The organism is Alysiella filiformis (assembly GCF_014054525.1).
GTDB lineage: Bacteria > Pseudomonadota > Gammaproteobacteria > Burkholderiales > Neisseriaceae > Simonsiella > Simonsiella filiformis.
Genome location: NZ_CP059564.1, coordinates 1,134,110 through 1,153,777 on the forward strand (window position 1 = coordinate 1,134,110; position 19,668 = coordinate 1,153,777).

Here is a 19,668-nt window from a genome sequence, read left to right on the forward strand (position 1 = left end):
GGTAAAATGCGCCTTTTTGTTTTCGCCAGCCATCATGTCTTACCAAAAACACATCGCCACGCGCCCCGTCAATCCCCAACTGCAAGCCGAACTGGAACAGGCTGGCGCACCGCCTTTGTTGGCGCAACTTTATGCCGCGCGGCAAGTTGCATCTGCCGATGAATTGCAAGATGGCTTGGCGCAACTGATACCGTTTACCGAATTGACCCATTGCACCGCCGCCGCCCAGCGTCTTGCCCAAGCGATTGAGCAACAAGAAAAAATCATCGTCATTGCCGATTACGATGCCGATGGCGCAACCGCCTGCACCGTTGCCATGAAAGGTTTGCAAAGCATGGGGGCGGTGGTGGATTTTTTCGTCCCCAATCGCTTTGAACACGGCTACGGCTTAACCCCAGAGCTTGCCGACATCGCCAAAAATTTGGGCGCAGACCTGATTTTGACGGTGGACAACGGCATTTCCAGCCGCGAAGGGGTGGAACGCGCCAAAATTTTGGGCATGGACACGGTCGTTACCGACCACCACCACGCTGGCGACAGCGTGCCTGATTGCATTATCGTCAATCCCAATCAGCGCGGTTGCACCTTTCCCAGCAAAAATTTGGCGGGCGTGGGCGTGATTTTTTACGTTTTGATTGCCTTGCGTGCCGAATTGCGTTCGCGCGGCTTTTTTTCAGGCAGCCTGAAAAATACCCCCTCTCCCAGTGGGAGAGGGCAAAACGCCAATCATGCCCCTCTCCCTAGCCCTCTCCCAAGGGGAGAGGGGATAAAAGGCATTTTTCCTGAACCCAAATTGGACAAATTGCTGGATTTGGTGGCTTTGGGAACGGTTGCCGATGTTGTGCCGCTTGACCACAACAACCGCATTTTGGTTTCGCAAGGCTTAAAACGCATACGCGCAGGGCAAATGTCGCACGGTGTGCAAGCCCTGTTTCGGGCAGCGCGGCGCGATTGGCGCAAAGCCCAACCGTTTGACATGGGATTTGGACTCGCACCACGCATCAACGCAGCAGGGCGTTTGGACGACATGAGCGTGGGCATCGCCTGTTTGCTGGCAGACAATTTGGAAACCGCACAACAAATCGCCAATGAATTGAACGATTTAAATCACACACGCCAAGAAATTGAACAAGATATGTTGCAAAACGTATTGGCACTTTGCCCCGACAGGCTGCCTGAAACGCAAACCACCCTATCGGTGTACCACGACAGTTTTCATCAAGGCGTGGTCGGCATAGTCGCCAGCCGTTTGAAAGACCGCTTTTACCGCCCCGTGTTTGTGTTTGCACCGTCTGGCAATGGCGAAATTCGCGGTTCGGGGCGTTCCATCGCGGGGGTGCATTTGCGCGATGTGCTTGATTTGATTGCAAAACGTTGCCCCGATATGATAATCAAATTTGGCGGACACGCCATGGCAGCAGGTTTGACCATGGTCGCCCACCGTTTTGAAGAATTTTGCCAACAATTTGAAGAAGTTGTGCAAAGTTTGGTTGATGAAGCCATTTTGTCGCAAACCTATTTAACAGACGGCAGCCTGAACGTGCGCGACATCAATTTGCAACAAGCCGCGCTCATCAACAATCAAGTTTGGGGACAAGGTTTCCCCGCGCCCACTTTCAACGATGAATTTACCGTTGTGCGACAACAATTTATGGGCGCAGAGAAAAAACACAAAAAAGCATGGGTACAAAAAGACGGTTGCGAATTTGAAGCCGTGTTTTGGCGTTGCGAAGATGAGCTGCCTGAAAAAATCCGCGTGGTGTATCGCCCCACCGTGAACGAGTGGCAGGGCAATGTGGATTTGCAGCTTTATGTGGATTATTGGGAAAGCGCGTGAAAAAAGGTAGCCTGAAACAACGGTCAGGCTGTCTGAAATAAAACTATTTCACATTAGATGCAGAAATTTTATTGTCTTTACTTGCATCAATTAAAACAATATTTTCTTGTCCTTCTAATTTTAAATCTTTTAATACCTTTAATACTTTTAATAATTCACTTTCGGAAAAATATAAAATTACTTTTATTGATTTTTTAGTTTGATTGGCATCTTCATATACCCTAACCTGATGTTGTAAATTTTGTTTCAATTTAGGATTACTTGCTAATTTAAATTCTACGATTGTACTGTCTTTTGAACCACGAGAAATTTTATAATCAACAGGACCTCTTCCATTATTTACTTCAGCATTGACATCATCATCAGTAGCATACCAAGTAAGTTTATAGATAACTTGCAAATCAGATTCTCGTTTAATAGGATTGTTTTTATAATAAAACAATTTATACCCATCGTTATTTTCTACGACTTGTTTCAAGAAATGAACACGTTTTAATGCTGCTTGGTAAGTATCATCAGTATATTGATAAAAATAACTATTTTTTAAAAGATTAACAAAATTTCTAATATTATTAATTAATACTTGTTCAGTTTCATCTAATTTTAATTCACTTAACGCAACAGCCTCATCTCCGTTATCTTCTTTAAATTTCATGTAATAATCAATTAAATAAGGAAATTTCTTAAATGCCTGTTGAATTGCATAGTCTTGCTCTTTTTTATCTGGGCTATCGGATAATATACCCTGTAAATAACTATTAATTTGACTGCGTAAGCTATCATTTGGTAATGAAGCAACAATATCATCAAAATCTCTAATCATATCAGAACGATTAATCCATTCCTCATCTTTTGTAAGAATATCTTTTGGTGTCAATAATATGAAATCACCATCAATATAAGGTAGGATGAATCGTTTAGTTACCCAAGATTTTGTTTGATAATTAAATTCAACATGTGAAACAGGTACTTCTTTTAATCTATTTTGCTCAATATATTGAATTGCAAAATTTTGTGTATATTCACATAAAAAGCCTTTGATTAAATTTGTAGTAAAATCACTAATATTATCTCTACCAATGCCACTTTCAACTAAACATAGTTTCTCTAAATGACTTCCTTTAGTAATCTGCTCTTCTCCGAAGTTATGAAAAATTGCATGCAAATTTTCATGAAGAGCATTACTAAATTTTTTACCCAAACCAGAACCCCCATTACCGATTTTGCTATAACCTAACCAATTTTGTTTAACTTCAGGAAATTGGTACAATGTTTTTAATAACCCTGTATCCATATTAGATTGAGCTGACATATCTCGTAAAAATTTTACATATTCAATGATTTGATGATGTAATTGTTGGTATTCAGATTTATCGCTGTTAAATAATAAAAAAGGGTCAATGAATGCTGGTAAATCATTGATTAATGAAATATTAAATGCACCATAATTACTTAAATCAATCGGAGATACATTAAAAAAATCAGTAAAATAAATTTTCATATTATTCCTTTCTAAATTTTAGAATTCAGGCAGCCTGAAAACCTTTCAGGCTGCCTGTTTTTCACATTAACGCAATTTTGCACCAATTTTTTCTGCCGATTCAATCAGTTGCTGCACAATCGGCTCAACCGTTTCATCATTCAACGTGCCGTCATGGCTTTGCAACACAATTTTAACCGCCAAAGATTTGTGGTTTTCAGGCAGCCCCGCACCGCGATAAACGTCAAACAATTCAATCTCTTGAATGTAATCCGAACGCACCGCCCACAAAGCCGCTTGCAAAGTCGCAAAATCCACATTTTCAGGCAGCACAAACGCCAAATCACGGCGCACAGGCTGGAATTTGGAAATCGCCTGATAGCGCGTTTTTTCGCTTGCCAACACCGCCGCCATGTCCAATTCAAACAACAAAGGCGCATTGGGCAAATCGTATTTTTGCAACCATTTTGGGTGCAATTCGCCGATAAAGCCAACATTTTCGCCACCAATCAACACATTTGCGCTGCGTGTGGGGTGCAGCGCAGGGTGTGTCGCACGCACATATTCAATTTGGACATTTTGTCCAGATAACACGCTTTCCACGTCCGCTTTCACATCGTAAAAATCGGCAGCACGCGCTTTTTCGCCCCACTGTTCAGGCAGCACCGAACCGTAAACCAAACCGCCAAGTCGTTCATTTTGCACAAAAATACCGTTTTCTTTGCGGAACGTTCGCGCCATTTCAAACACGCGCACACGGTTTTGTTTGCGGTTCAAATTGTTTTGCAAAACCTCAATCAAACCGCCAATCAGCGTAGAACGCATCACCGAATATTGCGCCGCCAATGGGTTTTGCAAACGGATAGGGTCTTGATTATTCGCAAAATCTTTTTCCCAATCCTCATTCACAAAAGCATAGCTGACAATTTCCTGAAAACCACGCGCTGCCAATTTTTGTGATACACCAAAACGCGGATTTTTGTTTTCAGGCAGCCTTAACATCGCCAATTTGCCCGAAGTGTAATCGTCTGGAATGTTTTCGTAGCCGTAAACACGCGCGATTTCTTCAATCAAATCTTCTTCTCTTTCAATATCATAGCGGAAGGAAGGCGCGGTAACGGTAAAACCATTTTCATTTTGGACAGGATTCAAACCCAATTTGTCCAAAATCGCCTGAATTTGCGCGCTGGCAATCGCCACGCCCAGCACTTTTTCCACACGCTCGGTGCGAATGGACACGGTTTGGGGTTCGGGCAAAATGCCTTTTGCTTCAACGATTTCGCCAGCTTGACCGCCACAAATCGCCAAAATCAATTCGCTGGCGCGTTCAATCGCGTCTCGTTGTAATTGGTAATCCACACCGCGTTCAAAACGGAAGGAACTGTCTGAACCGAAACCGTATTGTCTTGATTTTCCTGAAATGATTTCAGGTGTGAACCATGCGCTTTCCAAAACCACATTTTTCGTTTCATCGGAAACCGCGCTGGACGCACCGCCCATCAAACCTGCGATGGACAAAGCCTGTTTTTCGTCCGCAATGACCAGTGTATTATCTTGTAAAATCACGTTTTTTTCGTTCAAACACGCCAAAGTTTCGCCATTTTGGGCGCGGCGAACGTGCAGGCTGCCTGAAAGTTTATCCGCGTCAAAAACGTGCATGGGCTGACCGATTTCCAACATCACATAATTGCCGATGTCCACCAGCGCGGAAATGCTGCGAATCCCTGCGCGTTCAAGGCGTTGCGTGAGCCATTTGGGGGATTGGGCTTGCGCGTTCACGTTTTCAATCACGCGCGAAATGAAACGTCCGCAATCTTCGGGCGCGTCAATTTGCACGGCTTGTGTGCGCTTGCTTTCAGATTGAACCGATTGAATTTGTGGGAAATTCACTTCGCAAGCTGTCAAAGCTGCCACTTCACGTGCCAAACCTTTGATGCTCAAACAATCGGTGCGGTTGGGTGTGATTTTCAGCGTGAAGATGGTGTCGTCCAAATCCAAAAATTCGCGGACATTTTGTCCAACGGGTGCGTTGTCGTCCAAAATCAGCAAGCCGTCCACGTCTTCAGACAGCCCCAATTCTTTGGCGGAGCAGAGCATACCGTTGGACACCACACCGCGCATTTTGGTGGGCTTGATTTTGAAATCGTTGGGCAACAGCGCACCGTCCAAAGCGCACGGCACTTTAATGCCCACGCGCACATTGGGCGCACCGCAAACGATTTGCAACAATTCGCCTTTGCCCACGTCCACTTGGGTAACGTTCAGGCGGTCGGCATCGGGGTGTTTTTCCACCGATTTGACTTCGGCAATCACCACGCCCGAAAAATCGGGGGCGGCTGGGGTGGTTTCTTCCACTTCCAGCCCTGCCATGGTGAGCAGGTGGGCGAGTTGGTCGGCACTTAAATTGGGATTGGCTTGGGTTTTGAGCCATGAGTAGGGGAATTGCATTTTTTTTATCTCTTTGTTTTTAATTTAAAAATGGGGTTTCAGGCTGCCTGAAATCAAATCATGCCATGCTTTTGCAAATAATCTTGTAATTCATTTTCTGACAAAATTTTGTCAAATTCCGCAGTAAAACGACTGGGATTTTGCGGTTCAAAATCGGTAATGGTTTTCAAAAATTGGGCAAAATTGGGATTTTTGTTCGCCAATTCATGCACAACAGAATAATCCATTTTGTCTTTAAATTGGGCTGGCGACACAATTTTGCTTTGCGTAATATCATTTAAATTCAAATGGATAATGCCAATACCAAAACTTTGACTTAATTTTTGCAACGATTCAATAAATTGATTATCTTGCTTGATGTCGCACGCCACCAAATAGCCTTCATTTGCCCAACTGGAATTGCTGACTGCCTGAAAAAAGGCTTCTTTAAAATTGCCGTAATCCAATTCTTTTTTGAGTTCAAAAGAAAACAATTTAATCGGCAAAATATCAAATTTCTTAATAAAATTCAAAACATTGCCTTTTTGATAACTGGCGTATTCAAAATGTGCTGCGACCATATCGGGATAAAGCCATTTGTCCGCGCCTTTTTGGGTTTTGGTGCTTTCTTCATGGAAAATGGTTTTGGCATAAGCTTGAAAATAAGCACTTTTATGCAAAAAATAGCTTAAAACGGTGTGTAAATCGCGTTCGTGAAAAGCGGCTTTTTTGGACGACTTTGGAATTTCAGGCTGCCTGAAAAGGGTTTGTTTTAAAATATATTGTTTAGGTTTAGTGTTTGGAATCAATTCAAAATATTCAGTATTTGTATAAATATTTGATTGAAATGAGTCTTTTGGCGTTTTTCCAATAAAATTTTGTGTCGCTTCATCAAATGTTTTCAAACGATGATGTAACTGATTTTGTAAAACAAATTCCCATAATTCAGACGGTGTAATTGGGCGATTGACCATTTCCATCGCCAAAATTGCCAACTCGGTAAAGGTTAATTTTTCATTATTCTGCATATGTTTTCCTTATTTTCAGGCAGCCTGAAAACTCAAACCAACACCGCAATCAAAACATAAGCGCCAATCGTGCTGATTTCCAACGCCAAATTTTCCCACTTGTTCCGAAACGGTGCGAATGCCCCAGCTAAAATCACGCCAAACAAACCTGCCAAAAAAGCCCATTCAGCGCGCGCCAGCCACCATTCGCCCATTGCCTGATTGTCGCCCAATCCTGCTTTAAAATCAAAATGGTGCAAAGATTGGCGTTCGCAATAAGTGTGGGCAAACAGGGCAGCAATCGCCACAAGGTAACAAAGCATGAGCAAATGGGTGCGTTTCATTTTTCAGGCTGCCTGAAAACTTATTTCTGAAATTGTTTCAAGAAATTCAAGTCATTATCAAAGAATAAACGCAAATCGTTTACGCCATAACGCAACATCGCAAAGCGGTCTAAACCAATGCCAAAGGCGAAACCCGTGTATTTTTCAGGGTCTATGTTCACGTTTTTCAAGACATTGGGGTGAACCATGCCGCAGCCGCCCACTTCCAGCCATTTGCCGTTGTCGCCCATGATATCAATCTCGGCAGACGGCTCGGTAAACGGGAAAAAGGACGGACGGAAACGCACTTGCAAATCATCGCGTTCAAAAAAGTTGCGGATAAAATCGGTAAACACCGCTTTCAAATCGGCAAAACTCACGCCTTCTTCCACCCACAAACCTTCGCATTGGTGGAACATGGGCGAGTGGGTCGCGTCCGAATCCACGCGATACACGCGCCCTGGGGCGATGATGCGAATGGGCGGATTTTGCTTGTCCAGCATATAGCGGATTTGAATGGGGGACGTGTGGGTACGCAGCACATCGCCATTTTCAACATAAAAGGTGTCTTGCATGGCGCGCGCGGGGTGGTTTTGTGGGATATTCAGGGCTTGGAAATTGTGAAAATCGTCTTCAATTTCAGGTCCATCGGCAACGTCAAAACCCATGCCGTGAAACAATTCCACCACGCGCTGTAAAGTCAAAGTAACGGGGTGCAAACCGCCAGCACTTTGCCCACGCGCAGGCAGGGTAATGTCCAATGCCTCTGCCGCGAGTCGTGCTTGTAATTTTTGTTCTTCTAATTGGGCGCGTTTGTTGTCGTAGGCTGCCTGAAATTGGTTTTTGCATTCGTTGATGTGTGCGCCTACGGTTTTGCGTTCTTCGGGCGACATCTGCCCCAGTTGTTTCAATAAAACATTCAGTTCGCCTGTTTTGCCCAAATATTGGGCTTTGACGAGTTCAAGTGTTTGTTGGTCGGCGGCGTTGGCGATGGCGGCAATGCCGTTTTGGGTGATTTGGGTGGCGTTGTTTTGCATGGTATTGGGTTTCAATGAAAAATATTGACAGAAAAATAGGGCGTATTTTAACACAAAATGAATGGCGATTCGCCCCTAATGGGGGTGGTTTGGGCTATAATGGCGCGATTTGCGTATTCAGGCAGCCTGAAAACAGGCGTGAACAATATCGCTCATTTTTATTCAAAATAAATCATTGATTTTGTTTTAGAAAGTAATTAAATGGATAAACTCAAAATTGTTGCCAACGGCAAATTAAATGGCGAAATCACCGTGTCGGGCGCGAAAAACGCCGCTTTGCCCTTGATGTGTGCAGGTTTGCTCACAAGCGGCACCTTGCGTTTGAAAAACGTCCCCATGCTGGCAGACGTGAAAACCACGCAAAAATTGTTGCAAGGCATGGGCGCGCGCGTTTTGACCGACAACATTGCCGAATTTGAAATCAACGGCAGCACCGTAAACAACACCTGCGCCCCCTACGATTTGGTGCGCACCATGCGCGCGTCCATTTTGGTTTTGGGACCAACTTTGGCGCGATTTGGTCAAGCCGAAGTGAGTTTACCTGGTGGTTGTGCGATTGGTGCGCGACCTGTGGACCAGCATTTGAAAGGCTTGGAAGCCATGGGCGCACAAATCGTGATTGAACACGGCTATGTGAAAGCCACCGCGCCCAACGGCAAACTCAAAGGCGCGCGCGTGGTCATGGACGTGGTAACGGTGGGCGGCACAGAAAATCTGCTGATGGCAGCGACTTTGGCGCAAGGCACAACCGTGTTGGAAAATTGTGCCGTTGAGCCAGAAGTGGTGGATTTGGCAGAATGCTTGGTCAAAATGGGCGCAAAAATTCAAGGCATAGGCACACAAACCATGACCATTGAGGGCGTAGATGAATTGCACGGCTGCGAACACAGCGTGGTGCCAGACCGCATTGAAGCAGGCACATTCCTGTGTGCGGTGGCGATGACAGGCGGCAAAGTGGTGTTGCGCAACGCCGCGCCCAAAACCATGGATGTGGTTTTAGACAAACTGGTGGAAGCAGGCGCGATTATTGAAGCAGGCGATGATTGGATTAGCATAGACATGCAGCAACGCCCCAAAGCCGTGAGCATTCGCACCGCCGAACACCCCGCATTCCCCACCGATATGCAAGCGCAATTCATGGCAATGAACGCCATTGCCGAAGGCGCGTGTAAAGTAACCGAAACCATTTTTGAAAACCGCTTTATGCACGTTCCCGAGCTGAATCGCATGGGCGCGAACATTTCTGCCGAAGGCAACACCGCTTTGGTGCAGGGCGTGGAAAAATTGTCGGGCGCAACGGTTATGGCAACCGATTTACGCGCGTCTGCCAGCTTGGTGATGGCGGGTTTGGTGGCAGATGGTGAAACCATTGTGGAACAAATCTACCACCTAGACCGTGGCTACGAACACATCGAGAAAAAACTCGGTGGCGTGGGCGCGAAAATTGAGCGCATTCGCAGCTAAAATCTTTTTTCAGGCAGCCTGAATGTGCTTGGGCTGCCTGAAAACCATTTTCAATTTTTTATATCAATCAACAATATGGACACACAATCCAATCCATTAAGCCGCCTATTCAACCGACTTTCAGGCAGCAGCGTTCCCGACAACATCAATCAACTCAACGACATTTTGCGCCAATCGCATGCCCAAAATTTGATAGACAGCGAAACCCTATCTCGCCTAGAAAAAATATTAAAATTCAATGAAATGCACGTTCGTGATGTGATGATAAGCCGCGCCCAAATGGACGTGATGAAAAGCACCGACAGCATGGAGCGCGTCATCGCCTATGCGGTGGACACGGCGCATTCGCGTTTCCCCGTGATTGCCGATGACAAAGACCATGTGATTGGCATTTTGCACGCCAAAGATTTGCTCAAATCCATGCTCAATCCCGAGCAGTTTAAATTGGAAAACATCGTTCGCCCAGCCGTGTTTGTGCCAGAGGGTAAGCCATTGAATATTTTGTTAAAAGAATTTCAAGAGCAGCACAATCACATGGCGATTGTGGTTGATGAATACGGTGGCATTTCGGGCTTGGTTACGTTTGAAGATTTGATTGAAGAAATCGTGGGCAAAATTGAAGATGAATTTGACGCAACCGATGGTGGCGAGATTGTTGCCGTGTCTGCCGAGCGTTGGCACATTAAGGCGAAAACGGAAATTGACGCGATTAATCAACATTTTGGCACCGATTTCAGCACCGAAGAAGTGGACACCATAGGCGGTTTGGTGATACACGAATTGGGGCATTTGCCTGTGCGTGGCGAAAAAGTGGTGTTGGGCGATTTGCAATTTACCGTGGCGCGTGCCGACAATCGCCGTTTGCACACGCTTATGGCAACGCGCTTGAAAGAAAGCAAACCGAAAGACGAAACATCGGAATAAATGCGAATTTTTGCTTTTGGCGACACGGTTTTGATTTTTGTCGCGTACGTTCAGGCAGCCTGAAAAAAACATTTGGCGATTGCGGCAAATTTTTGTATAATCCACCACAGATTCAGCCGCAACCCGCCCATACCCCTGCGGCTGAATTTAGACCCCACGAAGGACACCGCCAACCCCTTCTTCGTGGGGTCGCCTGTTTTCAGGCAGCCTGAAATGCGTCTGCCACAAAAAAACGGAACATTTTGCGTGATGCAATGTTCCGTTTTTGGTTTATTGAATGCTTTTGCCAATGCGTCCCATATTGCCAAAATTCATCCAAATAAAGAATGCCTTACCCACAATCAGATGGTCGTCCACAAAGCCCCAGTAGCGGCTGTCTGCGCTGTTGTCGCGGTTGTCGCCCATGGCAAAATATTTGCCTTCTGGCACTTTGCAACGGAACGCGCTGCCATCTTGGGCAAATTCGCAATGTTGCTGCCAATCGTTGCTGAAACCACGCGCCGACAATTCGTGTTGGTAGGCGTTGAAAGTTTGTGGTTCAATGGATAAAGCGTCTGCCACTTTCAAAACTTCAAACGATTTATCGGCAAAAGCTGCCTGAAAACGTTGGGCTTCGCGCATGGTTTGTGGGTGGGTGTCATCGGGATATTGGTGGGTGTCCAACAAATTGTCTTGTTCGGTTTGTCCGTTTACGGTTAGGATTTTGTCTTTGTATTCAACAACATCGCCACCTACGCCCACAATGCGTTTGATGTAATTGGTTTTGGGGTCCACGGGAAAATTGAATACCGCCACATCGCCACGTTGCACCGTGCCTGTGGGAATCAAAACCGTGTTCAACACGGGAATGCGTATGCCGTAGGCGAATTTATTGACCAAAATGAAATCGCCCTTAACCAAATTGGGGCGCATGGAGCTGGACGGAATTTGAAACGGCTCGGCAACAAAGGTACGCAGCACAAACACCACCGCAATAATGGGAAAAAAGCCCGACATGTAATCGCGGAAATGGTTGTTATCCAAAATGTTTTTGTCTTTTTTGCCGATTTTTGCCCAAGCCCACACGGCACCTGTAAACAGGGTAAAGCTCAACAAAACGGCGGTAAAGCTCCACGACAAAATCATGGACAGCACACCAAATATGCCAACCATAACAAGCAGATAACCCCATTGTAATACCGAACCCCATTCGCCATCGCTGTTGCGTTGCTTGCTGCCTGTAAACAGCATGACAATCCCCACAATAATGGCACCAATGGCGGCATAGCCTATTGTATTCAATTCCAAAATGATTTTCCTATTCTGTTGCAAATGGGTTTCAGGCAGCCTGAAACGCAAAAAATGCATTATTTTAACCGATTTTGCGGCAAATTGCTGGCTTATGGATTCACAATCAGTTGGCGCAAATCAAAACCTTGCTCACGCGCCGTTTGCAGATAATCTTGCAACACGCGCTCGTCCAATTTCGGCGAACGCGACAAAACCCACAAATACTGGCGATTGGGCGTGCCAATCAAAACGGTTTGATAATCCGTGTCCAAGCGCAAAATCCAATAATCGCCGCGCCCAATCGGCAACCAACGCAATATTTTCGGCAAAAACGACACTTTCAACTGGCTACCACCTTGATTTTGCAGCCACGCTTTGCCCACCGATTGCGCCACATCGCCATTGGCTTGGCGACAGGAATTGATGATTTGCACGGTATTGTCCGCTTGCAAAGTGTAATGGGCTTGAACATCGCCAAGGCATTTTTCCTGATAAATCAAGGGTAAACGCGCAATTTCGTGCCAAGTTCCCATATAACGCGCCACATCAATCTTTGCAACTGATTGAACCGATTGCGGTTTTTGTGGTGCGCTGGCGGTGGGCGTTTGGGCGAAACTGGGGGCAATCATCAAACTCAATAAACATGATAATAAAGTATTTTTGGGGATTTTCATGATTAACCTTTGTTTTTCATTGGAAAAAATCTTTTCAGGCTGTCTGAACAAAATCGCGTGTGTATGCGGTTGATTTCGCAGATTAAACGCTCGGTTTTTTGAATGTTGGTTTCCATGATTTTTTGTTTCAGGCTGCCTGAAAAATGTAGGTCGGATACGAAGATCCGACCTCATAATATAACCAAATTAAATAAAATTTATTTCAATCTTCTTTAATAGTTTTCTTGTAATAATTAAATCACCATTTTCATATTCTTTAACTAAATTCTTTTCTATAAGGAAGCTTATACCATAATCAATTTGTTGGCGTGAGACATCATTATCTTCCATAAGTTGATATAATTGTTCTTTCACAATTTTGTATGTAAATTTCTCTTGCTCAAATATATTAAAAAATATTTCAAGCTCTGATGGAACCTTTGTTACTGTAATGGGTGATATTATATACAAAACAAGCATTATAAAAAAACCACTAAAAACCTCAATTTGGAATAGCTCTTTTAGATTTTTAGTAATTTCTGAAGATAGAATCAATTGCTCTAAAACTTTTTGAAATGTCACTTCTTTTTCTATTACAGCTAACTGTGCACCAAAACCATCTAAATTATTAAATGAGCTAGTTTTAGGTGGCGAAGTAAGTATTTCAAATAATTCAGTATCTTCTGATGATTGCCAACTGATAGTAAAATTAATATTTTGATATGACATAAGATTATCTCCTATTTTTCTGGATTATCAAAATTAAAAAAATCTAAAATAGATTTTTTGCCAAATTCTGCACATAAACCTCTAGATGGACTATCATTTTCTTCACATGAATCTAAATGTTTAAAAAGCTGATTCATGTCATCATACATAACATATGAATGCTTGTTACAACAATAAATACCATTAGCAGTAGAAATATCACTCAAATTAAGGGACAATATGTTTTTAATCACTTCTGGTGTCTTTAGCATTTCTTGATAAAAATAGTATGGCATATTACCATATCCATCTAAATTAATACTATTTAATTCTGTATAAAATCTTATAATTTTCATATAAATGTTTTCATTCTCATCAAAATATTTATTTTCTGGTAATAAAAAGTGAAATAATATATCTATTCTTTTATAATCTTGAAAATATTTTTTAAATAAATAAGCGACATTATGCATAATATAGTCATTGTATAAATTCATTATCTCACTAATATTTTTTTCTGCATTGTATAAATTTTTTTCTAGTATTTTTGCAACTTGTTTAGAAAATTCAAAACAAATAAATTCTGGTGAATTTATATCTGTAATCTTGCTATTGTCAAAGTAGAAATTTAATTTTTCAGTAACTTGTTCTTGATAATTATTATTATCACATCCTTCAGATTCTTCCAAAGCATCAAAGAATTTATCTTTTAGCAACTCTGATAGTTTGTTCCCATGTTGGGAAAGAATTTTTTCTACAAAAGTAGATAATTGTTCTTCTATTATTGCTAATTTTTTTTTATCAACTCTTTGACTTTCATCTTCTTGTAGTGGTGTTCTTTTAGAAAACATTGCAAAAGCAGATGAGCGAGAAAGAACTCCAATAAATTTGGCATTTTCAACCTCTTGTTCAATCAGTTCAAAAAGTTTTTCTAAATCTTGAGATAGTAGTATTAAAGCATTAAAAATTTCTACTGGATGCGGTATATCTGTTTTAAGTCCACCATACCGCAAACTAGCATCAATAATTAAAACAAATACAACAGGGTTTTTCCCACCAAATTTTTTAAATTCATCCCAAGCCAAGTTGTATAAATTATTTTTTGGAATATCAAAATTTTCTATTCCTAAATGTAATCTTGACATATATACAGCTTGTGCTTCTATCAAATGAATTAGCGTCAATTTATTATCAAAATTTTTTGTTACTTCTAATGCAATAGAACAATTTTCTTTAATAGATTGCAAGAACAAATATTTTTCATAATCTGCATTACTATTATCATTATCCAGATATTTGTAGAATGATTCTATAAATCCAGTATGAATATTAAAGGTAAAACCTTCTTTCAGAAACTTTTCAGTAAATTCAAGCTCTAAATTTTCTATTTCTTGAACTGCCTGTATGTAATTATATACAGAACTGTATATATGTTTTTGCATCAAATGAATTGACTCATGATAGTATAGTTCTAAAAATTTAGATAAGAAGGATAACTCTTTATTGTTTTGAAGTATTCGTTTAGTTATTACAATATCTTCATGTCCTTTGAATCTATCAACAATATGTTTATCCATGTCAATATTAGATATCATATTTAATACTTCAGGAGAAAAATTAATATTCGAGCTTGTTAAATGGATATGAGCGTTTAGTTTGTCTTCATCATCCCAAGCTAGTTTTGTTTTTTCTTGGTAATATTTTTTATATAAACTAATAATATCAGCAACTTCATTTTCACTAAAATCTGTGTATGGTAATTGCTGTTTAATATATTCTTTCAGCTCCAAAATACAATTTAATTTTTCTGATTCTTCAGAATATTCATCTGCTGAATAATCCATAACGCCATAATCTAAACAGTTACGGACTGTAATTATATTGTGCCCTTTATTGCATTTTTCATGATTATAGTGATAGCATTTGTTGGTGCACATAAATACATTGGGTGAAAATTGACTGCATCCTTCCGCTAATGTACTTCTGATACCAAGTTCACAATCAACTCGTATATTACCATTCCAAGACTGCCCCATTGGATTTATCCATCCATTCATATGAGAGCAGGCTTCACATTTATTTAAAAATTTCATTTTACACCTCCTAATTAATTTAAAAATCTAATCCAAACATTCAATTAATACCGTTTATAGGTATTTTTGTCAAGAAGTTAATTATAAATTCTCCAGAAATGTTCTCGTATTTTTCAAATTATCTAACTATTTTTTCAAGCTGTCCGCAAAATGCAAACAGCCTGAAAATCCAATAAATCACTTATCCCCAATCTCCAAAATCGCCAAAAACGCGCTTTGTGGGATTTCCACATTGCCCACTTGTTTCATGCGTTTTTTACCCGCCTTTTGTTTTTCCAACAATTTTTTCTTGCGCGTGATGTCGCCGCCATAACATTTCGCCAAAACGTTTTTACGCAAGGCTTTCACGTTTTCGCGGGCGATGATTTGTCCGCCAATGGCTGCCTGAACCGCAATGTCAAACATTTGGCGCGGAATCAATTCGCGCATTTTGCTTGCCAATTCGCGTCCGCGATGCACCGATGTTTGGCGATGCACAATCAAACTCAATGCGTCCACTTTGTCGCCATTGACCATGATGTCCAATTTGACCAAATCCGATGGCTGAAATTCTTTAAATTCATAGTCCAATGACGCATAACCGCGCGATGTGGATTTGAGTTTGTCAAAGAAATCCATCACCACTTCATTCATCGGCAAATCGTAAGTCAGCATGACTTGGCGACCGAGATATTGCATATTGCGTTGCACGCCGCGTTTTTGGTTGCACAAGGTCATCACATTGCCCACATAATCTTGTGGCACAAGGATTGTGGCGGTGATAATGGGTTCTAAAATCGTGTCTATCGTGCCGATGTCGGGCAGTTTGGACGGATTTTCCACTTCAATTTTTTCGCCATTTTTCAAAATCACTTCGTAAACCACCGTTGGCGCGGTGGTAATCAAATCCATGTCAAATTCGCGTTCCAAACGCTCTTGCACGATTTCCAAATGCAACAAACCCAAAAATCCACAACGGAAACCAAATCCCAATGCTTGCGACACTTCGGGTTCAAATTTCAGGCTGGCATCGTTAAGTTGCAATTTTTCCAGCGCATCGCGCAAGGCTTCGTAATCGTGGCTTTCCACAGGATAAAGTCCTGCAAAAACTTGGCTTTGCACTTCTTTGAAACCTGCAAGCGGTGCGGCAGCAGGATTGTTTGCCAGCGTAACGGTGTCGCCCACTTTTGCCGAGCCGAGTTCTTTTACGCCTGTAATGAGAAAGCCCACTTCGCCTGCTTTGAGTTCTTGTTTATTCACAGATTTGGGTGTGAATATGCCCAGTTGCTCCACCTGCGTTTCAGCCAGCGTGGACATGAAACGGACTTTGTCTTTCAATTTAATCGTGCCGTTTTTCACGCGGATTAACATGACCACGCCCACATAATTGTCAAACCACGAATCAATAATCACGGCTTGCAAAGGCGCGTTTTCATCGCCTTCGGGCGCGGGGATTTTGGCGACAATCTCTTCCAACACGTCTTCCACGCCCAAACCGCTTTTGGCGGAACAGGTTACTGCGCCCACCGCGTCTATGCCGATGATGTCTTCAATTTCTTGGGCAACGCGCTCGGGGTCGGCGGCGGGCAAGTCAATTTTGTTTAAAATGGGGACAACTTCCACGCCCAAATCAATGGCGGTGTAGCAGTTGGCAACGGTTTGTGCTTCCACGCCTTGCGATGCGTCCACCACCAGCAACGCGCCTTCGCAAGCGGAAAGTGAACGCGACACTTCGTAAGAAAAATCAACGTGTCCGGGGGTGTCAATCAGGTTGAGTTGGTAGGTTTCGCCATTGCGGGCTTTGTAGTTTAAGGCAGCCGTTTGCGCTTTAATCGTGATGCCGCGTTCTTTTTCAATGTCCATAGAATCAAGGACTTGGGAACTCATTTCGCGCAAATCCAAGCCGCCGCAATATTGGATAAATCGGTCGGCAAGTGTGGATTTGCCGTGGTCAATGTGGGCGATGATGGAGAAGTTTCTGATGTTTTTCATGGTCTTGTTTTTGAAATAAAAATTTGTTTGAAAAGAAAAATGCGGTTTTCAGGCAGCCTGAAAGCGCAAAATGGCGATATTTTAACAGAAAATCAAAAAACTGCCTGAAAAGCGGTAGATTTGCTTTTCAGGCAGCCTGAATCAAATGACATCAGAATAAACTGTCGGTTTTGTCATCTTTATCGTTGCTGTTGTCGTCATTCACTTGACCGTCATTTTCTTCCTCATTTTGAGTGGTGCGGGCAGGTGCTTGGCGTACCGCATTGGGGTTGTCGGTGCTGTTGTCCACCGTGATTTGCGGTTTGATGTTTTGCTGAACATTGCCTTTGGGGGCAGGGAAACCTTTATCGGGCATGCCTTTTAAGGCAAAACGCATGTAATCCATCCAAATGGGCAATGCCAATGTGCCACCAAACACGCGACCCATACTGCGTGGCGTATCGTAGCCCATGTAAACCGCCGTAACAATTTTGGGATTGTAGCCCACAAACCACACGTCTTTGGCATCGTTGGTGGTACCCGTTTTGCCCGCCAAATCGCGGCGACCCAAAGCATTGGCGCGGGTTGCCGTACCTGAACGAATCACGTCTTGCAACATGGAAGTCATCACATAAGCATTGCGTGGTTCAATGATTTGTTGCGCGTTTTGACGTGCCACCATAGGCTGCATTTCAGCGCGTAAATTGCCTTTGGTATCATAAATTTTGTCCACCACATAACCCGTAACCTTGTAGCCGCCATTGGCAAAAGTGGCATAGCCTTCCGCCATTTGCAAAGGCGTAGCAGAACCACTGCCCAATGCCAAAGACAAACTTTGCGGTACCTGTTCGGGGCGGAAACCAAAACGTTGCACATAACGATGCACATACGATACCCCCATCGCGTGTGCCAAACGCACCGAAACCACGTTTTTGGATTTCATCAAAGCCGTACGCAAAGGAATCATGCCAGCATAATAGCCGTCCGAGTTTTTCGGTGACCAACCGCGATAGGTAAAGGGCGCGTCATTGACCAGCGTGTCGGCGCGCAAACCTTTGGATAAGGCAGCAGAATACACAAACGGTTTAAATGTTGAACCTGGTTGGCGAATACTTTGCGTGGCGCGGTTAAATGCCTTACTGTGGAAATCGTAGCCACCAACCATGGCGCGAATTGCCCCCGTTTCCGTATCCATAGACACCAATGCACCCTGAATTTCAGGCTGTTGGGTAACATAAGGACGGTTGCCATCGTAAGCCACGCGAATCACCGAACCCACTTTCAAAGCATTGTTGCCCAAATGTTTGTTGTTCACGCCAGCGTGTTTGGGCAAAGTGGCTTTTTTGCCGCCTTGAAACAATACTTCCATGCTGTTGCCCTTAATTTCGGTAATCACAGCAGGAATCATGCCCGTTACCGTGTAGGTATTGGAAAGGTATTGTTCCAATTCCAATTCCACATCTTCCATTTTGCTCAAATCCAGTTGCGCTTCCGCACCACGATAGCCTTTTGATGGAAAATTGCGCAAAGCCTTACGCAAAGCCGCCGTTGCCACCTTTTGATGTTCAATGCTCACGGTGGTGTAAACCTTGAAACCTTGGGTGTAAATGTCTTCGCCATATTTTTCATACAAATATTGACGTGCCATTTCAGCCACATACAACGCATCTTGATTGATTTGCATACGGTGGCGTTCGTAAATCAATTCGGCATTCCATGCTTCTTGGCGTTGAGCAGGCGTAATCATGTTCAAATCCAACATATTGTTCAAAATGTATTCTTGGCGAACACGCGCACGGGTTGGATTCACAATGGGGTTAAATGCCGAAGGCGCTTTGGGCAAACCTGCCAAAATGGTGGCTTCAGCCAGCGTCAAATCCTGCACATTTTTGTTAAAATAAATTTTGGACGCTGCCGCAAAACCATAAGCACGTTGTCCCAAATAAATTTGGTTGAAATACAATTCCAAAATTTGGTCTTTGGTCAAAGTGCGTTCAATTTTGTAGGCAAGCAAGGCTTCATTGAATTTGCGGGTAATCGTTTGTTCGTTGGTCAAATAAAAGTTACGCGCCACCTGTTGCGTAATCGTACTGGCACCCGAGCGCACGCCACCTGTTAAATTGCCAATAATGGCACGCGCCACGCCAATCACATCCACACCCCAATGTTCATAAAAGCGTTTGTCTTCGGCAGCCAGCACCGCGTTTTTCAAATTTTGCGGAAATTCATTGATGTTTCTGAATTCACGCCGCTCATCACCGTATGTGCCAATAATCACGCCATCAGAAGAATAAATGGTCAAAGGCTCTTTGGGCTGGTAATATTTGACCGCGTCCAATTCAGGCAGCTTGGGGTAAGTGACCAAAACCGCCACCGTAACCAAGCCCACGGCAAAAAGAAAAAGCCCTAAAAAAAGCCCCAAAATGGTGTAAATGAAATTTTTAATCATGATATGCCAATAAAAGTTGCCAACTGTTTTTTAAAATAAAGTAAAAT

14 protein-coding genes are annotated in these 19,668 nt (G+C 43.0%); 3 read left to right on the plus strand and 11 right to left on the minus strand.

Going from position 1 to position 19,668, the window contains the following annotated elements; translation table 11 throughout:
• Positions 1–34: 34 nt before the first annotated feature.
• On the plus strand, positions 35–1,837 hold the full coding sequence (recJ, locus tag H3L97_RS05670; RefSeq protein ID WP_097115017.1) for a single-stranded-DNA-specific exonuclease RecJ: 1,803 nt from the start codon (positions 35–37) through the stop codon (positions 1,835–1,837).
• Positions 1,838–1,880: 43 nt separating this feature from the next.
• On the opposite strand, the gene H3L97_RS05675 is transcribed toward recJ, so the two are convergent.
• From H3L97_RS05675 to pheS, 5 genes are all read right to left on the minus strand, one after another.
• Positions 1,881–3,338 (minus strand): DUF4136 domain-containing protein, encoded by a 1,458-nt coding sequence (locus H3L97_RS05675; RefSeq protein ID WP_097114995.1) that lies wholly within the window; start codon positions 3,336–3,338, stop codon positions 1,881–1,883.
• Positions 3,339–3,404: 66 nt separating this feature from the next.
• Positions 3,405–5,765, minus strand: coding sequence for a phenylalanine--tRNA ligase subunit beta (gene pheT / locus H3L97_RS05680; protein ID WP_097114996.1), 2,361 nt, complete (start codon positions 5,763–5,765; stop codon positions 3,405–3,407).
• A 53-nt stretch (positions 5,766–5,818) separates the two neighbouring features.
• Positions 5,819–6,772, minus strand: a complete 954-nt coding sequence (locus tag H3L97_RS05685; RefSeq protein ID WP_097114997.1) for a hypothetical protein — start codon at positions 6,770–6,772, stop codon at positions 5,819–5,821.
• A 32-nt stretch (positions 6,773–6,804) separates the two neighbouring features.
• Positions 6,805–7,095, minus strand: coding sequence for a hypothetical protein (locus H3L97_RS05690; protein WP_097114998.1), 291 nt, complete (start codon positions 7,093–7,095; stop codon positions 6,805–6,807).
• A gap of 20 nt (positions 7,096–7,115) precedes the next feature.
• Complete coding sequence (gene pheS / locus H3L97_RS05695; RefSeq protein WP_097114999.1) at positions 7,116–8,111, minus strand: phenylalanine--tRNA ligase subunit alpha; 996 nt, start codon at positions 8,109–8,111, stop codon at positions 7,116–7,118.
• Between the two features lie 201 nt (positions 8,112–8,312).
• Between pheS and murA the strand changes: the two genes are divergently transcribed.
• Both murA and H3L97_RS05705 read left to right on the plus strand, forming a co-directional pair.
• Positions 8,313–9,575, plus strand: coding sequence for a UDP-N-acetylglucosamine 1-carboxyvinyltransferase (murA, locus tag H3L97_RS05700; protein WP_097115000.1), 1,263 nt, complete (start codon positions 8,313–8,315; stop codon positions 9,573–9,575).
• 75 nt (positions 9,576–9,650) lie between these two features.
• Entirely contained in the window at positions 9,651–10,499 is an 849-nt protein-coding gene (locus tag H3L97_RS05705; RefSeq protein ID WP_097115018.1) for a CorC family transporter, read from the plus strand.
• 270 nt (positions 10,500–10,769) lie between these two features.
• On the opposite strand, the gene lepB is transcribed toward H3L97_RS05705, so the two are convergent.
• The 6 genes from lepB to H3L97_RS05735 form a co-directional block, all read right to left on the minus strand.
• Positions 10,770–11,786, minus strand: a complete 1,017-nt coding sequence (gene lepB / locus H3L97_RS05710; protein ID WP_097115019.1) for a signal peptidase I — start codon at positions 11,784–11,786, stop codon at positions 10,770–10,772.
• A 92-nt stretch (positions 11,787–11,878) separates the two neighbouring features.
• Positions 11,879–12,442, minus strand: coding sequence for a lipocalin family protein (locus tag H3L97_RS05715; protein ID WP_097115001.1), 564 nt, complete (start codon positions 12,440–12,442; stop codon positions 11,879–11,881).
• A 186-nt stretch (positions 12,443–12,628) separates the two neighbouring features.
• Positions 12,629–13,150: a hypothetical protein gene (locus H3L97_RS05720; RefSeq protein WP_097115002.1), complete on the minus strand. Its 522-nt coding sequence runs from the start codon at positions 13,148–13,150 to the stop codon at positions 12,629–12,631.
• Between the two features lie 11 nt (positions 13,151–13,161).
• Complete coding sequence (locus H3L97_RS05725) at positions 13,162–15,222, minus strand: hypothetical protein (protein WP_097115003.1); 2,061 nt, start codon at positions 15,220–15,222, stop codon at positions 13,162–13,164.
• A gap of 177 nt (positions 15,223–15,399) precedes the next feature.
• Positions 15,400–17,193, minus strand: a complete 1,794-nt coding sequence (gene lepA / locus H3L97_RS05730) for a translation elongation factor 4 (RefSeq protein WP_097115004.1) — start codon at positions 17,191–17,193, stop codon at positions 15,400–15,402.
• Between the two features lie 151 nt (positions 17,194–17,344).
• Positions 17,345–19,621, minus strand: coding sequence for a penicillin-binding protein 1A (locus H3L97_RS05735; protein ID WP_097115005.1), 2,277 nt, complete (start codon positions 19,619–19,621; stop codon positions 17,345–17,347).
• Positions 19,622–19,668: the final 47 nt, after the last annotated feature.